The following is a 17,897-nucleotide window of genomic DNA, read 5'->3' on the forward strand; positions in this document are numbered from 1 at the left end:
AATCCTTCCGCCGCAGCAGAAAAGGCCGTCTGAAAAAACAAAATCCGTTTTTTCAGACGGCCTCTGCCGTTGCAGGCAGGGTATGCCGCCCCGAGGTAACGCACGCGGTTTGCGGGGCGCGGCGGATGCTTGGCCTGTTTGGAAAACAAAAGGCCGTCTGAAAAAATAGATTGAAACCTTTGCAAAACCTAAAATCAAACAAGAAACAGTAAATCTTCCGTCATTTCTGCGTAGGCGGGAATCTTGTCTGAACTTAAACAATAGATTGTTTTTACAATAATTTCTGAATATCAAACAAGATTCCCGCCTACGCGGGAATGACGGCATTTCTTATTTTTCAGACGGCCTTTTCCGTTTCCCCCTTTACCTTTTCAGACGGCCTGCCACCTTGTCCGCCCCTGTGCGCGGCGCGGATGCAACATTCCGTTATTCCTTGTAAAAAAATATTTGCAGGACGTAATACTTTCGCAGATAATCCGCTTTCTTAAATAATAACGAACACAATTACAAAAGGAGAAGCCTGCCGTTTGCGCAGGCCGGATTTTTCAAACTGCGCCAAACAGCCCGCGCACGCTTCCCGCCGTGCGCGCAAGTGTTGAGGCCGACAATCATTCAGTTAACAAGGAAGCCCCATGAAGCACAACAAACTCACACCGATTGCCCTCACCGTCGGCCTGCTGTTCAGCGGCACGCTCTACGCCGCCGACGCGGCAGAGGGTGCGGCCAACCCCGCCGAACAAAGCGGCACGCTCGAACAGGTCAAAGTAAAAGGCCGCCGCAACACGCCCGCTGCCGTCGAAAAGGTTAATGCCGAAACCATTCAGGATCAGATGATCCGCGACAACAAAGATTTGGTGCGCTATTCGCCCGATGTGGGTGTGGCCGACCAAGGCCGCCACCAAAAAGGCTTTGCCATACGCGGCGTGGAAGACAACCGTGTCGGCATCAGCATTGACGGTGTGGCTCTGCCCGATTCGGAAGAAAACTCGCTCTACAAACGCTATGGCAACTTGAATACTTCACGACAAAGCATTGATCCCGAACTTGCCCGTACCATTGAAATTGTCAAAGGTGCAGATTCGTTCAATCAAGGCAGCGGAAATTTAGGGGGGGGGGTTAATTACCGCACACTTGCCGCCGCCGACATCGTGCAGCCCGATAACAAGTTGGGTTTTCTGCTTCGCAGCGGCTTTGCCAGCAAAAATCGGGAATGGGTCAATACCTTGGGAACGGGTTATCAGGGAGAGAAAGCCGAAGCCGTGCTTCTGTATTCGCAAAGGCGCGGGCATGAGATGAAAAGCGCGGGTGGGTTTACTCTTCCCGAAGATAGATGGCAAACCCGCGAATACGGCTACGGCAGACAGATTCCCGACGCGGCCAAGCATAAAAACCACAGTTTCCTTGCCAAATGGGCATGGCGTTTCAACGACAGCCACCGCGCGGGCGTGTCGTTGAGCGGACAGCAGGGCAGCAATTACATCATCGAAGATTCAGCGGTTTCTTCTAATAGCAGATGGAGGGAATCGGATGACCGTTTCAAACGCCGTACGTGGAACGCTTTCTACGAATTTACTCCCGATTCCGAATGGCTGGCTTTGATTAAAGCAGACTTGGATTATCAGAAAGCGGTTTCGTCTGCATATAACTACGAAGGTACGCGTGATCATTATGATTGGCTGGGTCGATTCGAGCCAGGAGAGCCTAGCGATGACAATATCCGTATTTTTACTACTAGGTTGAAACGCCTGTCTCTGCGGGCAGATACTCAGCCGTTGAGTTTATTGAAAACACAGCATACGTTTTCTTTAAAAGCTGCCGTTTCTCGCAAGGACTTTGATATTTTGCATAGGGATAGGATTTTTTATTATTGGAACACCCCAAAAGAATGGGGTCCGTATACCGAAGAAACTATGATGTATCCAACAAGAACAGTGCAGTATAATTTTTCTTTGCATGATCGGATTGTTTTTAATAATGTTTTTTCGGGATATGCAGGAATTAGATATGACCATACCAAGGTCAGCCCCCAAGGTAACCCTGTATTGGATCATTTAAACAAATCCAATCCATACTCTCGTCTTGTACCTTATCTGAACGGATTACTGTGCCGAAATTGTTACTATCCCAAACCAGCCGACAGTACTTTCAAAGGATGGAGCTGGGTAGCGGGTGCGGATGCGAAGTTGAATGACGCATGGCAACTGGGTTACAGCATCGGAACGGGCTTCCGCGTACCAAATGCTTCGGAAATGTATTTTGACTATCGCGACAATGCGGCGGGCGCATGGTTGTCTAATCCCAACCTGAAAGCCGAACGCAGTTTGACGCAAAACCTCAAACTGACAGGCAGTGGTAAAGCAGGCAATTTGGACGTGAATCTGCACCATACCCGCTATAAAGATTTTCTGTATGAGCAGGAAACATTGGTGCAGGAAGACAATCCGCTCTATCCATGGAGTCCTAATCCTTACCGCTACAAACCCGTCCAGCAAATGCAGAATATGGACAAGGCCAAAATCTACGGCATCGAGATGACAGGCCGTCTGAATTTAAACAGCTTCACGCCGATTCCCGAGGGTTGGAAACTGTTCGGCACGCTTGGTTACAGCAGGGGAAATTTGTCGGGGGACGCGGATTTGCTGTCCATCCAGCCGTTTAAAACCGTTGTCGGCATCGATTACGAGCAGCCCGCAGGCAAATGGGGTGTGTTTACCCGCCTGACCCATCAGGGCGCGAAACACGCAGGCGATGCGAAATACAAAAACTGCAACGGCGAAAGGCGCGACGAAGGCGTATGCACTTATGACACATGGCCGCATCTGAACAAATCGGCTTGGATATTCGATATGTTCGGCTATTACAAACCGACCAAAACCCTGACTTTCCGTGCCGGTGTGTACAACCTGTTCGACCGCAAATACCACACATGGGACAGTCTGCGCGGTCTGAATATCACTGGTGGTTTGGTCAACTCCGTCGGTAGAGACCCAAATCGTACTTATGGCGGCTATCCCGGCCTCGAACGCTTCTACGCGCCCGGCCGCAACTACGCCGTGTCGCTGGAATGGAAATTCTGACCGCCAAGCATCAGGCGGCCGGATAAACGGCGTTTTCAGACGGCCTCCGCCTGTATGCAGAGGCCGTTCCCGCCTACGCGAGAATGACGTTGCTGAAAAACCATGCCGAACCTAAGGTAGGGTGTGTCGCCCCACGGCGACGCACGCGGTTTGGGTGTGGCGGCGGATGTTTGGTTTGTTTGAAAACGGAAGGCCGTCTGAAACCGTAAAACAGTTTTTCAGACGGCCTTTTACTGCTTATGTAGGGTGTGCCGCCCCAAGGCGGCGTATGCGGTTTACGGCAGGCGGCGGATGCTTGGCTTGTTTGGGAAACGGGAGGTCGCCTGAAAAACAGGTTTGGAGTGTTGCTTCACCGCCGCCGCATTTTCAGACGGCCTTTTGTTGGTTTAAACGGCGGAGAACGCGTGCGTCGCGGTGCGTAGGCATTGGCGCGGAATCAAAATGATGCCGCCGTTCAGCGGATATGCAGCTCGGGCGTTTTGCCGGTTTTCACAATCATGGCAAACAGCGCGTCCAGCGTGAACTTTTCGGTTTTGCCGTTGACCGCGTCGGAAACGCGCGGGCGGCTCACGCCCAAAATTTCGGCGGCTTGTGCCTGTTTCAGCCCGTTTTCGGCAATCCAGCCGCCAATCGCGGCAGCGGCGGCTTCTTTGGCGGCAATCAGCGCGCTGCTGTGGGCTTTGAGCTCGGCGGCTTCTGCGGGGGCGAAACCCAAATCGGCGAACACATTGCCGTCGGCTGGGGTGATATGGGTGGTTTTACTGTTCATTTTCAAGCTCCTGTATCAATCTGAAACCTTTGTAAAACCCTAAAAGGCTGCCTGAAAAATAAGAAATGCCGTCATTCCCGCGCAGGCGGGAATCTTGTTTGATATTCATAAATGATTGAAAAAAAATCTATTGTTTAAGTTTAGGTAAGATTCCCGCCTACGCGGGAATGACGGAGGATTTACTATTTTTTGTTTGATTTTAGGTTTTGCAAAGGTTTCAATCTGTATAACTATGCCCGAACAGTTCGCTGTTCGTGTATCGGATTTTATACATCCGAACGGACAACGGGCAATCCGTCAGGTCGTCTGAAAACCGCCCGTCCGCTCCTCGCTTCACGCTTTTGTGATACTGAAAAAACGTGAAGTTTCAATGTCTTGAAATTAGAAAATATTTGCTTTTGCGGATTTTGTCGGGCATAATCGCCGCACTTTGCAGATAAACGTTTGCATTACTGCCGTTTTGGCTGCAATACGTCTTTTTTGTGCTTTTCAGACGGCCTCCCGCCGCCGGAAAGCCTGTTCCAACACCCGTTTAAACAAGGAAACATTATGAGCAGCGACACCCAAAACGAACTGAGCTTTGCCAAAAAACTGAAAGAGCAGACCACCACCGTGCACGACAGCGTGGACAATCTGGTGATGTCGGTCGAGCCGTTCGCGAATAACGAAAACTACATCAAGTTCTTGAAACTGCAATCGGTTTTCCATAAAGCCGTGGATCATATCTACAAAGACGCCGCCTTGAACAAGGCCATTCCCGAGCTGGAATACATGGCGCGTTATGATGCGGTGGTGAAGGATTTGGCTGATTTGGGCGAGCAGCCCTACGCCTATGATAAAGAGCTGCCGCACGAGACCGGCAACAAGGCCATCGGCTGGCTCTACTGCGCCGAAGGCTCGAATCTGGGCGCGGCGTTTCTGTTCAAACACGCGAAAAAACTGGATTTTGACGGCGAAAACGGCGCGCGCCACCTCGCCCCGCACCCCGACGGCCGTGGCAAACACTGGCGCGCTTTCGTCGAGCTTTTGAACGCGCTGCCGCTGGACGAAGCCGCGCAGGCGGAGGCCATCCAGGGCGCGAAAGAGGCGTTTGCCTTTTATAAAGTCGTGCTGCGCGAAACCTTCGGCCTGCCCGCCAACGCCGAAGCTCCCGCCGGTATGCAGGCGCACCGTCATTAAATTACCGGTGTAAAAAAGGCATTGAGGCCGTCTGAAAATCTGTAAAACAGGTTTTCAGACGGCCTTTTGTTTGGCGGCAGGGTATGCGTGTGTTGCTTCGGGTGATGTGTTTTTTATCGGATATATGTGATGAAACAAACGCTTATCGGTATTTCGTCGTGTCCTCCGCCGCTTCCAGCCACAGTCTTACCGTTTTGCCTTTGACAAAATCGGCGTTGCCTTCAAACGTGCGTTTTTCGCAGACCATGCGGTAGTCGCGCTCTTGGATGTTGCCGTTGTTTTGGTGGCGGGTGGGGTGGGCTTGGCATTTACCTGCGTTGGCGAATTTGGCGTGCAGGTCTTTCAGACGGCCTTTGGGCACGGCGGGGTGCGGTTTGCCTTGTTTGATAAGCAGTACGACGCGCTCGAAGTCGCGGGTTAGGGCGGGGTGTTGGTCGGCGATGGGGGCGTGGCTTTTTTGGTAGCGCGGGTTGGTGCGTGCGGCGATGCCTTCGATGATGGCTTCGGTATCTACGCCTGCCAAATTGGTTAACACGACAATATCGGTGTGGTCGCCTTCGTAGCGGCGCAGCTCGGTGCTGAAGCCCTGCCATGCGCCGGGGTGGCCGCTCATGGGGCTGCCGTCGGGGGCGGGCACGAGCGACCAGCCGAAGCCGTAGGGGTAGGTATCGCCGTTGTTCAGGCGGGCGGGGGTGAAGATTTCGCGCCAGCTTTCGGGCTTGAGGATTTGGCGGGCTTCTACGGCGGCGAGCCAGCGGCGGTAGTCGTTGAGCGAGAGGTAGAGCGAGCCGTCGGCGGTTTGGTTGTGGTAGGGGGCGACCCATTCTTGGTTTTTCAGGCTGCCGTCGGCGTCGTCCAGCTCATAGCCTGCGGCGCGGTGGGGAACGATGTCGCGCTCGCTGATGACGCGGGCGGAAGTCATGCCCAGCGGTTGAAACACGCGCGTTTGCAGGATTTCGCCGTAGTGTTTGCCGGAGACGCGGGTGATGACGGCGCCGAGGACGGCGTAGCCGTTGTTGCTGTATGCCCAGCGGCTGCCGGCTTTGAATTGCAGCGGGGCGGCGTAGATGCGGCGCAGCATTTGTTTTTCGCTGCTGTTTTGCTGCCAGTCGGTTTCGGTGTTGCCGATGCCGCCGGTGTGGTTGAGCAGGTGGCGGATGGTGACGGGTTGCCAGCTTTTGGGGGCTTCGGGCAGGTAGGCGCGCACGGATTGGTCAAGGCGGATTTTGCCGTCTTCTACCAGCAGCATCACGGCGGCGGCGGCAAACATTTTGCCGATGGAGGCCGTCTGAAACACGGTGTCGGCGGACACGGGGATTTGGTGTTCGACATTCGCCAGCCCGTAGCCTTGCTGTTTGACGGTTTCGCCGTTGCGGTAGATGCCCAGCGCGATGCCGGGGATTTTTTGGCGGGCAAGCTCGGCTTGGGCGAAGTCGTCTATGGGGTCGGCAAGGGCGGGGAGGGATAGGGCGAGGAGCAGGGGGAGGAGGGTTTTTTTCATGGGAGATTGCATTTGGGAAAGGTGGGGTGGGGTTTCAGGCTGGCTTTTGGGCTTTTTCAGACGGCATCAGGGCAGCCTGAAAGCGGGGTGCGGTAGGTCGGGCATTTATGCTCGACAAATGGAACACAAACGGGAGCGCGTCGGGCATGAATGCCCGACCTACGCGGCTATATCGGCGTAAGCGGCTTTGAAGTCGGCCGAGGCTTTGCCGCTGCGGGCGGCTTCGGCGATGTATCCGGCCGGTTTGTCAAACGCGCTTGTGTCCGCGCCTTGCGGCAGGGGTTGGTCTGCCCATTCGGAGACGATGCGGTGTGCCGCGTCGAAGCCGTCGGGCAGCATGGCCTGCGGGTCGGGGAAGTTTTGCGGATTCCAGAGGTAGACGGGGTTGAGGGACATGGGTTTGCCTTTCTTTCGGTGGTTTTAAAAGCGGGGGTCGGGCGGGGGATGCGGAAAGCGGGCGAAAGCCCGCCCCTTCAATGCTTATTTACCACACAAGGGGCTTAGGAAGCAAAGGCGGTTGGAAAGCAGGTTTTGCAGTAGGTTGGGCATTGATGCCCGACAAAATGGAACACAAACGGGAATGCGTCGGGCATGAATGCCCGACCTACGGGGCTGGTTTTGTTTTCAGGCTGCTTTGATGTCGTCTGAAAGGCCAAAGTAACTTGGGTTGAGACCCAACAACCGTGCAACCCGCCAATATTGGGTTTGCAACCCAAGCTGTCCTCTGCGCTTTCAGACGGTCTTTGAGGCCGTCTGAAAAATGGGGTCTCGGCGGGCGGGTGTGTTGTGTGAAAAGGCCGTCTGAAAATGCCGTTTTGCGGTTTTCAGACGGCCTCTGCCGTTGGTTATGGGGTTCAGCGCACGATGCCGCGTGTGGAGGCGGCGAAGAAGTCGCGGAAGACGGCCAGTTCGGGGCGGGTTTCGGCGCGGGCGAGGATGTCGGCTTTGGCTTCTTCGTAGGGGATGTCGCGCAGGTAGATGGTTTTGTAGGCTTCTTTGACGTTGGCGATTTGTTCGGCGGTGAAGCCGTTGCGGCGCATGCCTTCGCTGTTGATGCCGGCCGGTTCGGCGCGGTAGCCGGCGGCCATGAAGTAGGGGGGAACGTCTTTGTGCACGCCGGCGGCAAAGGCGGTCATGGCGTAGTCGCCGATGTGGCAGAACTGGAAGACGAGGGTGTAGCCGCCGAGGACGACGTAGTCGCCGATGGTAACGTGTCCGGCGAGGCTGGCGTTGTTGGCGAAGACGGTGTGGCTGCCGATGACGCAGTCGTGGGCGAGGTGGCAGTAGGCCATGATCCAGTTGTCGTCGCCGATGCGGGTTTCGCCGATGCCGGTTACGGTGCCGAGGTTGAAGGTGGTGAATTCGCGGATGGTGTTGCCGTTGCCGATGACGAGGCGGGTGGGTTCGCCGGCGTATTTTTTGTCCTGCGGGATTTCGCCGAGGCTGGCAAATTGGAAGATGCGGTTGTTTTCGCCGATGGTGGTGTGGCCGTTGATGACGGTGTGGGGGCCGATTTCGGTGTTCGCGCCGATTTGTACGTTGGGGCCGATGATGGTGTACGCGCCGACTTTGACACTGCTGTCCAATTCGGCTTGGGGGTCGATGACGGCGGTGGGGTGGATGGGGGGCATGGCTTTCCTTTCGTACCCGTTTGTTTCGCTGGCGGCCTGTCCGATGGTTTTCAGACGGCCTTTGAGGCCGTCTGAAAATGTGTTTCAGGCTTTTTCGACGATGCGTTGGGCACACATGATGGTGGCTTCGCAGGCGAGTTCGCCGTTTACTTTGGCGGTGGCGTTGAATTTGCCGATGCCGCGCCGGTGGGCGAGTAGTTCCACTTCAAAATCAAGGCGGTCGCCGGGGATGACCTGGCGTTTGAAGCGCACGTTGTCCAGTCCGGCAAACAGGGTGATTTCGCCTTCGCGGCGTTTCGCGCTGCCCTGGCTCAATACGGCCAGCACGCCGCAGGCCTGCGCCATGGCTTCGACAATCAGCACGCCGGGCATGACGGGGGATTCGGGAAAGTGGCCTTGGAAAAACTGTTCGTTGAAGCTGACGTTTTTGAAGGCGTGCAGCGATTTGCCGGGTTCGGCGGCGGTTACGCGGTCGAGGAGGAGGAAGGGGAAGCGGTGCGGCAGGATTTCTTGGATTTCGCGGGCTTCGATAGGAAAGGTGATGTCCATTGCGGTGTTGTCCTGTGGTGTTGTCGGGAGGCCGTCTGAAAAGGCGTTGGCGCGTTTTGGCCGCGCCGAAACCGCGTTTTCAGACGGCCTGTTTTATTTGCCGTTTTTGAGTTCGGCCAGTTGCTGTTCGAGTTGCCTGATTCTTTTGGCGGTGTCGTTCAGGCGGTGGATGTGGACGGCGTTGCGCGCCCAGTCGCGGTAGGACGACATGGGGAAGATGCCGGCAACGTGCGTGCCGCTTTCGGTAATGCTGTGGGTAACGGATGTGCCGCCGCCGATGGTGGTTTTGTCGGCGATTGCGATGTGGCCGACTGTGCCGACACCGCCGCCGATGATGCAGTAATTACCGATGGTTACGCTGCCGGAAATGCCGGTTTTGGCGGCGATGACGGTGTGCTCGCCGATTTTGCAGTTGTGGCCGATTTGCACCTGGTTGTCGATTTTGGTGCCGCAGCCGACGGTGGTGTCGCTCATTGCGCCCCGGTCGATATTGGTGTTTGAGCCGATTTCTACGTCGTCGCCGAGGGTAACCGCGCCGGTTTGCGGGATTTTAAACCACGAGTCGCCCGCAAAGGCCAGCCCGAAGCCGTCTGCGCCGATGACTGCGCCACTGTGGATTTCGACGCGTTTTCCGAGGGTGCAGCCGTAGTAAATCACGGCGTTGGCGCGCACGACGGTTTCGTCGCCCAATGTGCAGTCGTGTTCGATAACTGCGCCGGCGAGAATGCGGCAGCCTTCGCCGAGCACGGTGTTTGCGCCGATGTAAACATTCGCGCCGATTTCGCAGCTGGCGGGCACGGCGGCACTCGGTTCGATCACGGCGGTGGGGTGTACGCCGCCTGCGGCTTTAACCACGGGCGAAAACAGCCGCGCCACTTTGGCGAAATAGAGATAGGGGTCGGCGGCGACAATCAGGCTGCGGCCTTCAAATTCGGCGGCGGCCTTTTCGGAAACAATCACTGCGCCCGCGCCGCTGGCGTGGACTTCGTGTTTGTATTTGGGGTTGGCAAGAAAGCTGATGTCGGCGGCTTCGGCCTTGTCCAGCGGCTGTACGGCCGAGACGGCGGTGTCTGCGCCGCGCACCTGGCCGCCGAGTCGGGCGGTGATTTGGGAGAGGGTGTAGGTTTTGCTCATATGCGCTTCATACGGACGGGAAACCGCCTGCGTTATGTTTTCAGACGGCCTCAAAGCGGATAAGGCCGTCTGAAAACAGGCAGACAGGCAGAAATCAGCGGTTCATTTCGCGGATGACTTTGTTGGTGATGTCGAATTTGGCGTTGATGAAGATGACGTCGTGGACAATCAGGTCGTAGCCTTCTTTTTTTGCCAAATCGATCATCACGCGGTCGGCGTTGCGTTGCAGGGCGGCGAACTCTTCGTTGCGGCGCAGGTCGTAGTCTTCGGCCAGCTTGGCCTGTTCGCTGCGCAGCGTCTGGTTGCGCCGCTGCAAGTCGGCCAGCATGCCGTCGCGGGCTTTGCCTTTGGCGGCGGCGGCCTTGCGCTCCAATCCGGCGGCTTCCTGCTGCATCTGTTCCAGCCGCTTCTGCCTCGGCGCGAACTCTTCGTCCAGCTTGGCCTGAATGCTTTGCGCCTGCTTGGATTCGCGGTACACCCGATCCACGTCGATAAAACCGAGTTTGCGCACGCTCTCTGCCACAGCGGGGGCGGCGAGGCAGGCGGCGGCGGCCAGCGCGGCCGCCCACTGCTTCATCTGTGATTTCCGTTTGATCATGCGGTTTCCGTTTCAAACAGTTTAGAACGTGGTACCCAACTGGAATTGGAAGCGTTGGATTTCGTCGGTGGATTTTTTCTTAATCGGGTAGGCGTAGCTGAACTTCATCGGCCCCAGGGGCGAGAGCCAGGTTACCGCCGCGCCGGCGGAGTAGCGCAGCTCTTCCTTGAAGGTGGAACGGTGGCTGTTGCCCACGCCGTACACGTTCTGCACGGTTCTGCCGCCCAGCGGGTCGCTGCTGGAATCGTTGTAGGTTTTGCCGTCCCACACGCTGCCCGCGTCGGCGAACAGGCTCAGGCGGACGCTGCGGCTGTCTTTGATGCCGGGGAAGGGGAACAGCAGCTCGGCTGTGCCGGAGAGCATTTTGTTGCCGCCGTAGCTGATTTTGTCGCCGTCTACGTCGTACACTTTCGGGCCGAGCGTGCCGCTTTCGTAGCCGCGTACCGAGCCGAGGCCGCCGCCGTAGAAGTTTTGGAAGAAGGGGAGGTCTTTGGTTTTGCCGTAGCCGTCGGCGGTGCCCACCGAGCCGCCGAGCATCAGGGTGAAGTTTTTGCTCAGCGGGAAGAACCATTTTTGGTTGTGGGTCAGGCTGTAATACAGCAGATCGCCGCCGGGCAGGCCGCCTTCGAGGTTGGCGTCGATGACGTAGCCGCGTGTCGGCCACAGCGCGCTGTCGGTTTTGTTGCGCCCCCAGCCGACGCTGCCTTTAATCGTCCAGCCTTTGTATTTGCCGATGCCGCCGGTTTGGTTTTTGGCGTATTTTTCAATGAATTCGCGGTAGCGTTTCGGTGCGCCGGCAAAGGTTTCCACTTGCATGTGCTCCGCGCCGAGGCCGAAGTTGACGCGGTCGTATTCGGTTACCGGCACGCCCATGCGGATGCCCGCGCCGATTGTGGAGGTTTTGTAGCGGTTGTTGCTGGTGGTGGAGGAAGAGGATTTGCGCGGGTCGTAGGTTTTGCCGTAGAGGTCGTAGCCCAGGCTCACGCCGTCGGGGGTGAAGTAGGGGTCGGTGAACGACAAAGAGGCGTTATTGGTGGTTTTGCTGCGGGAGACGCGGGCGGAGATGGATTTGCCTGTGCCGAACAGGTTGTCCTGCGCCACGCCGAAGGCCATAACCAGGCCGGTGTCCTGCACCCAGCCCGCGCTCAAATCGAGCGAGCCGGTGGCGCGTTCGTTGACGCTCATGTCCACGTCCACCTGGTCGGGCGTGCCTTCCACGGGTTTGACTTCAAATTTCACGTCGTCAAAATAGCCCAAAAGTTCGACGCGTTCTTTGGAGCGTTGCAGCTTGGACACGTCGTAGGGCGCGGCCTCCATCTGGCGCAGCTCGCGGCGCACCACTTCGTCGCGGGTTTTGTTGTTGCCGGAGATATTGATTTTGTTCACATAGACTTTGCGGTTGGGCTCGACCTGCAACACGAAGTCCACCACGCCGGTGTCGCGGTTGGGCTGGGGGATGACGTTCACTTCGCTGAACGCGTAGCCCGCCGTGCCCATGGCCTGCTGGATTTTTTCCAGGCTTTCAAGCATCTGCGCGCGCTCGTATTTGCGGCCTTCCTTCATTTTCAGGTATTGGTAGAGTTCTTCTTTGGGCACTTCGCGGGTGTCGCCTTCGATGCTCACTTTGCCCCAGCGGTAGGGTTGGCCTTCGGAAACGGTGATTTTCATGGTTTGGTGTTTCTGATCCGCGCTCATCTGCACGTCGGTGTCGACGATGCGGAAATCGAAGTAGCCGTTGTTTTGGTAGAAGTCGGTGATGCGTTCCAAATCCTGCGAGAATTTGTCGGAATTGAAGCGGTTGGACTTGGTCAGCCAGGTGAACATGCCGCCTTCGCTCAGCGACATCTGGCGGCGCAGGCGGCGGTCGGAATAGCGTTGGTTGCCTTCAAACTCGATGTCGTTGATGGTGGTGGTTTTGCCCTCGTCGATTTTGAGCTGCACCGCCACGCGGTTGCGTGCCAGACGGGTAACTTCGGGGGTGATTTCCACGCCGTATTTGCCCTGTTTTTTATACTCTTCTTTCAATCCGGCCACGGCTTCGTTCAGACGGCCCTGGTTGAAGGGGCGGGACTGTCCCAAGCCGAAGGCGTCGAGGTTTTTCTTGATGGCGTCGTTCTGGATCAGCTTGCCGCCGCTGACCTCGAAGCTGGCGATGACGGGGCGTTCGACCACGGTGAGCAGGAGCTGGTCGCCCATGCTTTCGACGCGCACGTCGTCGAACAGGCCGGTGGCGTAGAGGTTGCTGATGATTTCCTCGCTTTGTCCGTCACGGAAGGTGTCGCCCACTTTGACGGGCAGGTAGGTGAACACGGTGGCCGGTTCGGTGTGCTGCAAGCCTTCGACGCGGATGTCGCGGACGGTGAAATCGGCTGCGGCGGGCAGGGACAGGCCCAGCATCATCAAAGCGAGGGTGAGTTTTTTCATTTTCATAATTTATCCAAACAAACGGGTAATGTCGTTAAAAAAGGCCAAAACCATCAGCATCAGCATCAGTGCCAGCCCGATGCGCAGGCCGGCGGACTGTATGCCTTCGGAAAGCGGTTTGCCGCGCAGCCATTCAAAGCTGTAAAACACCAGATGGCCGCCGTCGAGCACGGGCACGGGCAAGAGGTTCATCACGCCGAGGCTGATGCTGATCAGGGCAAGGAATTCGATATAGGGCTGCCAGCCCATGGCGGCGGTTTTGCCGGCCACGTCGGCGATGGTCAGCGGGCCGGAAACGTGTTGCAGCGAAGCCTGCCCGCCGAGCAGGCGGCCGAAAAAGCGGACGGTGAGGCCGATGTAGCCGGTGGTTTTCTGCCAGCCGAGCTTCACCGATTCGGCAAGGGTCGGATGATAGCGGAAGCGGACTTCTTTGTCCCACACTTTATCGGTCTGCGCCATCAGGCCGATGCGGCCGACCAGCCCGCCGCCGACGCGTTCGGCTTCGGGGCGCACGGCGGCGTACAGGGTTTGGCCGCCGCGCAGGTAGGCGATGTCGATTTTGCGCCCCGCGCTTTGGCGCACCAGTTCCGTCCACGAGAGCCAGTCGGCGATGGCTTGGCCGTCGGCGGAGACGAGGGTGTCGCCTTCTTTGAGTCCGGCGCGCGCGGCGGGGCTGTCGGGCACGACCTTGGCGATGGTTTTGGTCATGCGGTAGGGGGCGAGGCCGATGTAGCCGTTGTTTTTCGCCACGTCGGACGCGGCCTGCGTTCCGGCGATGTCGATGGTGCGCACGGCGGCCTTGCCCGCTTCGTCGGTAACGGCCACGGCGACTTTGCCCGCTTCCAAATCCAGCACGATGGCGGTTTGCGCGTCGCCCCAGCTGGCGACGGGTTCGCCGTTGACCGCGCCGATGCGGTCGCCCGGACGGAAACCGGCCTGCGCGGCGATGCTGTGCGGTTCGACCGTGCCGACATAGGGTTTGGTTTCGTCTATGCCGAAGGAAAAGCTGAAACTGTACAGCAGGAAGGCCAGTACTAGATTGGTGAGCGGGCCGGCGGCAACCACGGCGATTTTTTTCGCGGGGTGCTGTTTGTCGAAGGCGAAGGGCAGGTCGGCTTCGGCCACTTTCCCTTCGCGGGTGTCCACCATTTTCACGTATCCGCCCAGCGGTATCGGCGCGAGGCACCATTCGATGTTGCGCCAACGCCTGGTGAGGAACGGTTTTCCGAAGCCGACGGAAAAGCGCAGCACTTTGACGCCGCACCAGCGGGCGACAAGCAGGTGACCGAGTTCGTGCAGGCTGACCAGCAGCAAGATGGCGACGATAAAGGAGGCGACGGTGAATAATGCGTCAGATAAAAAAGACAGCAAGGTTTTTCCCTAGGAGTAGTTTGTTTTTTATGTTTTCAGACGGCCTCTGTACCGGTGAGGAGGCCGTCTGAAAACACGGTTCGACGGTTTAGGCCGTTTGCAAACGCCTGCGCCCGCCGGCGCGTTTGCGCGTCGGTTTCGAGCAGGCTGTCGAGGCTGCCGGTGTCGTTTGAGAAGCCGCCGTCCAAGCAGTGCGCCACGGTGCGGGCGATGTCGGTGAAGCGGATTCTGCCCTCGAGAAAGGCGGCGACGGCGACTTCGTTGGCCGCGTTGAGCACGCAGGGCGCGCCGCCGCCGGCACTCATCGCTTCGTAGGCCAGTTTCAGGCAGGGGAAGCGGGCGAAGTCGGGTTGTCTGAACGTGAGCGCGGACAGGGCGGCGAAATCCAATGCTGCCGCGCCCGATTCGATGCGCTGCGGCAGGCCGAGGCAGTAGGCAATCGGCGTGCGCATGTCGGGGTTGCCCAGCTGCGCCAGCACCGAGCCGTCGAGGTAGCGCACCATGCTGTGCACCACCGACTGCGGATGGATGACCACTTCCAGTTTCTCGGGCGGGCAGTCGAACAGCCAGTGCGCCTCGATCAGCTCCAAGCCTTTGTTCATCATGGTGGCCGAATCGACGGAAATTTTCCTGCCCATGCGCCAGTTGGGGTGTTTTATCGCCTGCTCGGGGGTGATGTGCTCGAACGCAGCCGGGTCGGTGTCGAGAAAGGGGCCGCCCGAGGCGGTGAGGATGATGGAGAGGATGCCGTGCTCGTTCAGACGGCCTGTGTAGTCGCGCGGCAATACTTGGAACACGGCGTTGTGTTCGCTGTCGACCGGCAGCACGGTTGCGCCGTGGGCGCGGGCGGTCTGCATAAACAGCGCGCCGGATACGACCAGGGTTTCTTTGTTGGCCAGATAAACGGTTTTGCCTTTTTGCGCCGCCGCCAGCGCGGAAGGCAGCCCCGCCGCGCCGACGATGGCGCACATCACGCCGTCCACGCCGTCGGCGGATGCGATGTCGGTTAGGGCTTGCGCGCCGTGCAGCACTTGGGTTCCGACACCGGCTTCGCGCAACAGGTTTTCCAAACGCGCGGCGTGTTCCGCATCGGCGACAACGGCGTATTCGGGACGGAAACGGCGGCATTGCGCGGCCAGCTTTGCCACCTGCGTATGCCCGGCCAGCGCGAAAACGGAAAAGCGGTCGGGATGGCGCGCAACCACATCGAGTGTGTTTTCGCCGATGCTGCCGGTGCTGCCGAGGATGGTGAGGGTTTGGGGCATGTTTTTATTCTTTTGAGGCCGTCTGAAAAACGGCGGGCGTTTGTTGCTTTGCTTGCTGCGTTTTCAGACGGCCTCTGTCTGCTTGGAGGCCGTCTGAAAACGGGTTAGTCGATGGCGTATTCGATGGTTACCACCAGCCGCACCTGTTTGCCGACGGTGGATTTGTCGTAGGTACCGCCGTAGTCTTCTTCTTCGCTGCTGCCTTTGTCGGAATAGATGTTGAACGAGCCCTGCGAGGCGGAGCGCATCGCGCCGACTTTGCCGCCGCCGGTTTTGGCGAACTCGGCGGCGCGTTTTTGCGCGTCTTCGGCGGCGTGGGTGATCAGGTCGCGTTTGATGGTTTCGAGGTTGCCGAGCAGGTATTGCGGGGCATCGAATTCGATAAAGTCGTTTTTCGCCCGCAGGCTGCGGATGGCGGTTTGCGCGGCCTGGATTTTGTCCAGCTTTTTGGTGTTGACGGTGATGTGCAGCGTGCCGTCGTAGCCGTTGGGGCTGCGGCCGACGATTTCGCCCTGTTCGTTGCGGATGTCTTTGTAGACGCGCTCCACCTGCGGCAGGCCGGTTTGTATTTCGGTGTCGTCAAAGCCCTGTTTTTTCAGGAAGGCGGTCAGTTTCTTGCTTTCGCCGGAAAGCGCGTCCAACACGGTCTGGTAGCTGTCGCCGTGCAGGGCGACGCCGCTGCGCCAAGTTGCGCTGTCAGACTGGAAGTTCTTTTCCGCCAAGCCTTTGACGGTAATCGTGCCGGGCTGGCGGAAGTTTTTGAACTGTACGCCGAGGATAAAGGCCGCCGCCATCAGTCCGGCGGCAAGCAGCACGCCCAATACGGGCAGTGCGGATTTGGGGTTTTCAGACGGCATCATCCGCTCCTTTGCAGTTTAAAACAGGAAATAGACGGCGGCGAACACGCTGAGGGCGGCAATCAGGCCGTCGATGCGGTCGAACACGCCGCCGTGGCCGGGCAGCAGGCTGCCGCTGTCTTTGACGCCTGCGGCGCGTTTGAACCAGCTTTCGAGCAGGTCGCCGCAGACGCTGGCGGCGGTGAGCACGACGCCGACGGCGAGCGTGGTGAGGTTGAAGCCGAACCAGCAGGCCAGGTAAACCAGCACCGCCAAGAGGCCGCCGGCCACGCCTTCCCAGCTTTTGCCCGGGCTGATGGCGGGAGCAAGCCTGCGTTTGCCGAAGGCTTTGCCGCTGAAATAGGCGGCGGTGTCGGCAATCCACACCACGCCCATGATGCCCAAAAGCGGCAGTGCGCCGATGTCGGCGCGCAGGGCGGTGAGGGCGAACCAGAAGGGCAGCACCAGCATCCAGCCGGTAGCGAAGGCCGGCCAGCCGCCGCGCAGCTTCCATTTGTTTTTCAGCCACAGGGGCATGGCGATGATCCAGAACGCCAATACGGCAATCCAGCCGACGGCGGGCAGCGTCCAGTATCCGGCGGCGGCCAGCAGCATGAAAACCGCCGTACCGGCAAGATACGGCGTGCGTGCGGTTTCGGCGATGCCGGTCATGCGGGTGTATTCCCACAGGGCGAGCAGGGCGGCCAGGGCGCAGAAGGCCGCCCACAGGGCGTCGGATGCCCAAAACAGCATGCCCAGCATGACGGGCAGCAGGACGAGGGCGGTGATGATGCGTTGTTTCAACATGGGTTCAGTTTCTCTGCTGTTCCTGCGGCAGCTGTTCGGAGGTGCGGCCGAAGCGGCGTTCGCGTTTTTGGAAGGAGGCGATTGCGGCTTGGAAGGCTTTTTTGTCGAAGTCCGGCCACAGGGTGTCGGTGAAATAGAGTTCCGCGTAGGCCATCTGCCACAGCAGGAAATTGCTGATGCGCATTTCGCCGCCGGTGCGGATGAAGAGGTCGGGTTCGGGGGCGTCGCCGAGCATCAGTTCGGCGTTCAAATCGCTCTCGCCGATGTGGGTTTTGCCTGCGGCCAGCAGTTTGTTGGCGGCCTGCAAGATGTCCCAGCGGCCGCCGTAGTCGGCGGCGATGGTGAGCGTGAGGCCGCTGTTGGCGGCGGTGAGGCGTTCGGCGGCTTCGATGCCGGCATTGATTTCGGCGTTGAAGCGGCTGCGGTCGCCGATGACTTTCAGCCGCATGTTGTGCTCGTGCATCCGCTGCACCTGTTTGTGCAACGCCTGCAAAAACAGCCCCATCAGAAAGCCCACTTCGTCGGGCGGCCTGCGCCAGTTTTCGGTGGAGAAGGCGAAGACGGTGAGGTACTGCACGCCTGCGGCCGAGCATTCGGCGCACAGGTTTTCCAGTGCGTCCAAGCCTTTTTTGTGTCCCATCACGCGGGGCAGGAAGCGTTTTTTCGCCCAGCGTCCGTTACCGTCCATGATGACGGCGATGTGGCGGGGGATGCTGTGGTGTTCGGGAATGGCCTGGGTGCTGCTTTTCACGGAAA

The 17,897-nt window shown here is 58.4% G+C and carries 15 protein-coding genes; 2 read left to right on the forward strand and 13 right to left on the reverse strand.

Annotated elements, in window-relative coordinates; translation table 11 throughout:
• Positions 1-632: 632 nt before the first annotated feature.
• On the forward strand, positions 633-3,077 hold the full coding sequence (locus H3L91_RS03765; RefSeq protein WP_007342185.1) for a TonB-dependent hemoglobin/transferrin/lactoferrin family receptor: 2,445 nt from the start codon (positions 633-635) through the stop codon (positions 3,075-3,077).
• A gap of 454 nt (positions 3,078-3,531) precedes the next feature.
• Here the strand turns inward: H3L91_RS03765 and H3L91_RS03770 are convergent, their stop codons facing one another.
• Entirely contained in the window at positions 3,532-3,846 is a 315-nt protein-coding gene (locus H3L91_RS03770) for a helix-turn-helix domain-containing protein (protein ID WP_007342187.1), read from the reverse strand.
• 549 nt (positions 3,847-4,395) lie between these two features.
• Between H3L91_RS03770 and H3L91_RS03775 the strand changes: the two genes are divergently transcribed.
• Complete coding sequence (locus H3L91_RS03775; RefSeq protein ID WP_040659401.1) at positions 4,396-5,025, forward strand: biliverdin-producing heme oxygenase; 630 nt, start codon at positions 4,396-4,398, stop codon at positions 5,023-5,025.
• A gap of 142 nt (positions 5,026-5,167) precedes the next feature.
• On the opposite strand, the gene H3L91_RS03780 is transcribed toward H3L91_RS03775, so the two are convergent.
• The 12 genes from H3L91_RS03780 to uppS all read right to left on the reverse strand — a co-directional run bounded on the left by H3L91_RS03780 (position 5,168) and on the right by uppS (position 17,892).
• Positions 5,168-6,526, reverse strand: a complete 1,359-nt coding sequence (locus H3L91_RS03780; RefSeq protein WP_007342190.1) for a serine hydrolase domain-containing protein — start codon at positions 6,524-6,526, stop codon at positions 5,168-5,170.
• Positions 6,527-6,685: 159 nt separating this feature from the next.
• Positions 6,686-6,922: a hypothetical protein gene (locus tag H3L91_RS03785; protein WP_007342191.1), complete on the reverse strand. Its 237-nt coding sequence runs from the start codon at positions 6,920-6,922 to the stop codon at positions 6,686-6,688.
• 458 nt (positions 6,923-7,380) lie between these two features.
• Positions 7,381-8,157, reverse strand: coding sequence for an acyl-ACP--UDP-N-acetylglucosamine O-acyltransferase (gene lpxA, locus H3L91_RS03790; protein WP_007342193.1), 777 nt, complete (start codon positions 8,155-8,157; stop codon positions 7,381-7,383).
• Positions 8,158-8,241: 84 nt separating this feature from the next.
• On the reverse strand, positions 8,242-8,706 hold the full coding sequence (fabZ, locus tag H3L91_RS03795; protein WP_007342194.1) for a 3-hydroxyacyl-ACP dehydratase FabZ: 465 nt from the start codon (positions 8,704-8,706) through the stop codon (positions 8,242-8,244).
• A 93-nt stretch (positions 8,707-8,799) separates the two neighbouring features.
• Entirely contained in the window at positions 8,800-9,840 is a 1,041-nt protein-coding gene (gene lpxD / locus H3L91_RS03800) for a UDP-3-O-(3-hydroxymyristoyl)glucosamine N-acyltransferase (protein WP_007342195.1), read from the reverse strand.
• A 94-nt stretch (positions 9,841-9,934) separates the two neighbouring features.
• On the reverse strand, positions 9,935-10,438 hold the full coding sequence (locus tag H3L91_RS03805; RefSeq protein WP_007342196.1) for an OmpH/Skp family outer membrane protein: 504 nt from the start codon (positions 10,436-10,438) through the stop codon (positions 9,935-9,937).
• Between the two features lie 21 nt (positions 10,439-10,459).
• Entirely contained in the window at positions 10,460-12,868 is a 2,409-nt protein-coding gene (gene bamA, locus H3L91_RS03810; protein WP_007342197.1) for an outer membrane protein assembly factor BamA, read from the reverse strand.
• A 3-nt stretch (positions 12,869-12,871) separates the two neighbouring features.
• Positions 12,872-14,233: an RIP metalloprotease RseP gene (gene rseP / locus H3L91_RS03815; RefSeq protein WP_007342198.1), complete on the reverse strand. Its 1,362-nt coding sequence runs from the start codon at positions 14,231-14,233 to the stop codon at positions 12,872-12,874.
• 35 nt (positions 14,234-14,268) lie between these two features.
• On the reverse strand, positions 14,269-15,498 hold the full coding sequence (gene ispC / locus H3L91_RS03820) for a 1-deoxy-D-xylulose-5-phosphate reductoisomerase (RefSeq protein ID WP_007342199.1): 1,230 nt from the start codon (positions 15,496-15,498) through the stop codon (positions 14,269-14,271).
• Positions 15,499-15,602: 104 nt separating this feature from the next.
• On the reverse strand, positions 15,603-16,358 hold the full coding sequence (locus H3L91_RS03825) for an SIMPL domain-containing protein (RefSeq protein ID WP_007342200.1): 756 nt from the start codon (positions 16,356-16,358) through the stop codon (positions 15,603-15,605).
• Between the two features lie 15 nt (positions 16,359-16,373).
• Entirely contained in the window at positions 16,374-17,141 is a 768-nt protein-coding gene (locus H3L91_RS03830) for a phosphatidate cytidylyltransferase (RefSeq protein ID WP_007342201.1), read from the reverse strand.
• A gap of 4 nt (positions 17,142-17,145) precedes the next feature.
• Positions 17,146-17,892: a polyprenyl diphosphate synthase gene (uppS, locus tag H3L91_RS03835; protein ID WP_007342202.1), complete on the reverse strand. Its 747-nt coding sequence runs from the start codon at positions 17,890-17,892 to the stop codon at positions 17,146-17,148.
• Positions 17,893-17,897 lie beyond the last annotated feature (5 nt).

The organism is Neisseria bacilliformis, from assembly GCF_014055025.1.
In the GTDB taxonomy this organism is placed as follows: Bacteria; Pseudomonadota; Gammaproteobacteria; order Burkholderiales; family Neisseriaceae; genus Neisseria; species Neisseria bacilliformis.

Bases quoted from the DNA above. Each gene is read 5' to 3' on its own strand.
- H3L91_RS03765 (WP_007342185.1), top strand. From the start codon at position 633: ATGAAGCACAACAAACTCACACCGATTGCCCTCACCGTCGGCCTGCTG.
- H3L91_RS03770 (WP_007342187.1), bottom strand. From the start codon at position 3,846: ATGAACAGTAAAACCACCCATATCACCCCAGCCGACGGCAATGTGTTC.
- H3L91_RS03775 (WP_040659401.1), top strand. From the start codon at position 4,396: ATGAGCAGCGACACCCAAAACGAACTGAGCTTTGCCAAAAAACTGAAA.
- H3L91_RS03780 (WP_007342190.1), bottom strand. From the start codon at position 6,526: ATGAAAAAAACCCTCCTCCCCCTGCTCCTCGCCCTATCCCTCCCCGCC.
- H3L91_RS03785 (WP_007342191.1), bottom strand. From the start codon at position 6,922: ATGTCCCTCAACCCCGTCTACCTCTGGAATCCGCAAAACTTCCCCGAC.
- lpxA (WP_007342193.1), bottom strand. From the start codon at position 8,157: ATGCCCCCCATCCACCCCACCGCCGTCATCGACCCCCAAGCCGAATTG.
- fabZ (WP_007342194.1), bottom strand. From the start codon at position 8,706: ATGGACATCACCTTTCCTATCGAAGCCCGCGAAATCCAAGAAATCCTG.
- lpxD (WP_007342195.1), bottom strand. From the start codon at position 9,840: ATGAGCAAAACCTACACCCTCTCCCAAATCACCGCCCGACTCGGCGGC.
- H3L91_RS03805 (WP_007342196.1), bottom strand. From the start codon at position 10,438: ATGATCAAACGGAAATCACAGATGAAGCAGTGGGCGGCCGCGCTGGCC.
- bamA (WP_007342197.1), bottom strand. From the start codon at position 12,868: ATGAAAATGAAAAAACTCACCCTCGCTTTGATGATGCTGGGCCTGTCC.
- ispC (WP_007342199.1), bottom strand. From the start codon at position 15,498: ATGCCCCAAACCCTCACCATCCTCGGCAGCACCGGCAGCATCGGCGAA.
- H3L91_RS03825 (WP_007342200.1), bottom strand. From the start codon at position 16,358: ATGATGCCGTCTGAAAACCCCAAATCCGCACTGCCCGTATTGGGCGTG.
- H3L91_RS03830 (WP_007342201.1), bottom strand. From the start codon at position 17,141: ATGTTGAAACAACGCATCATCACCGCCCTCGTCCTGCTGCCCGTCATG.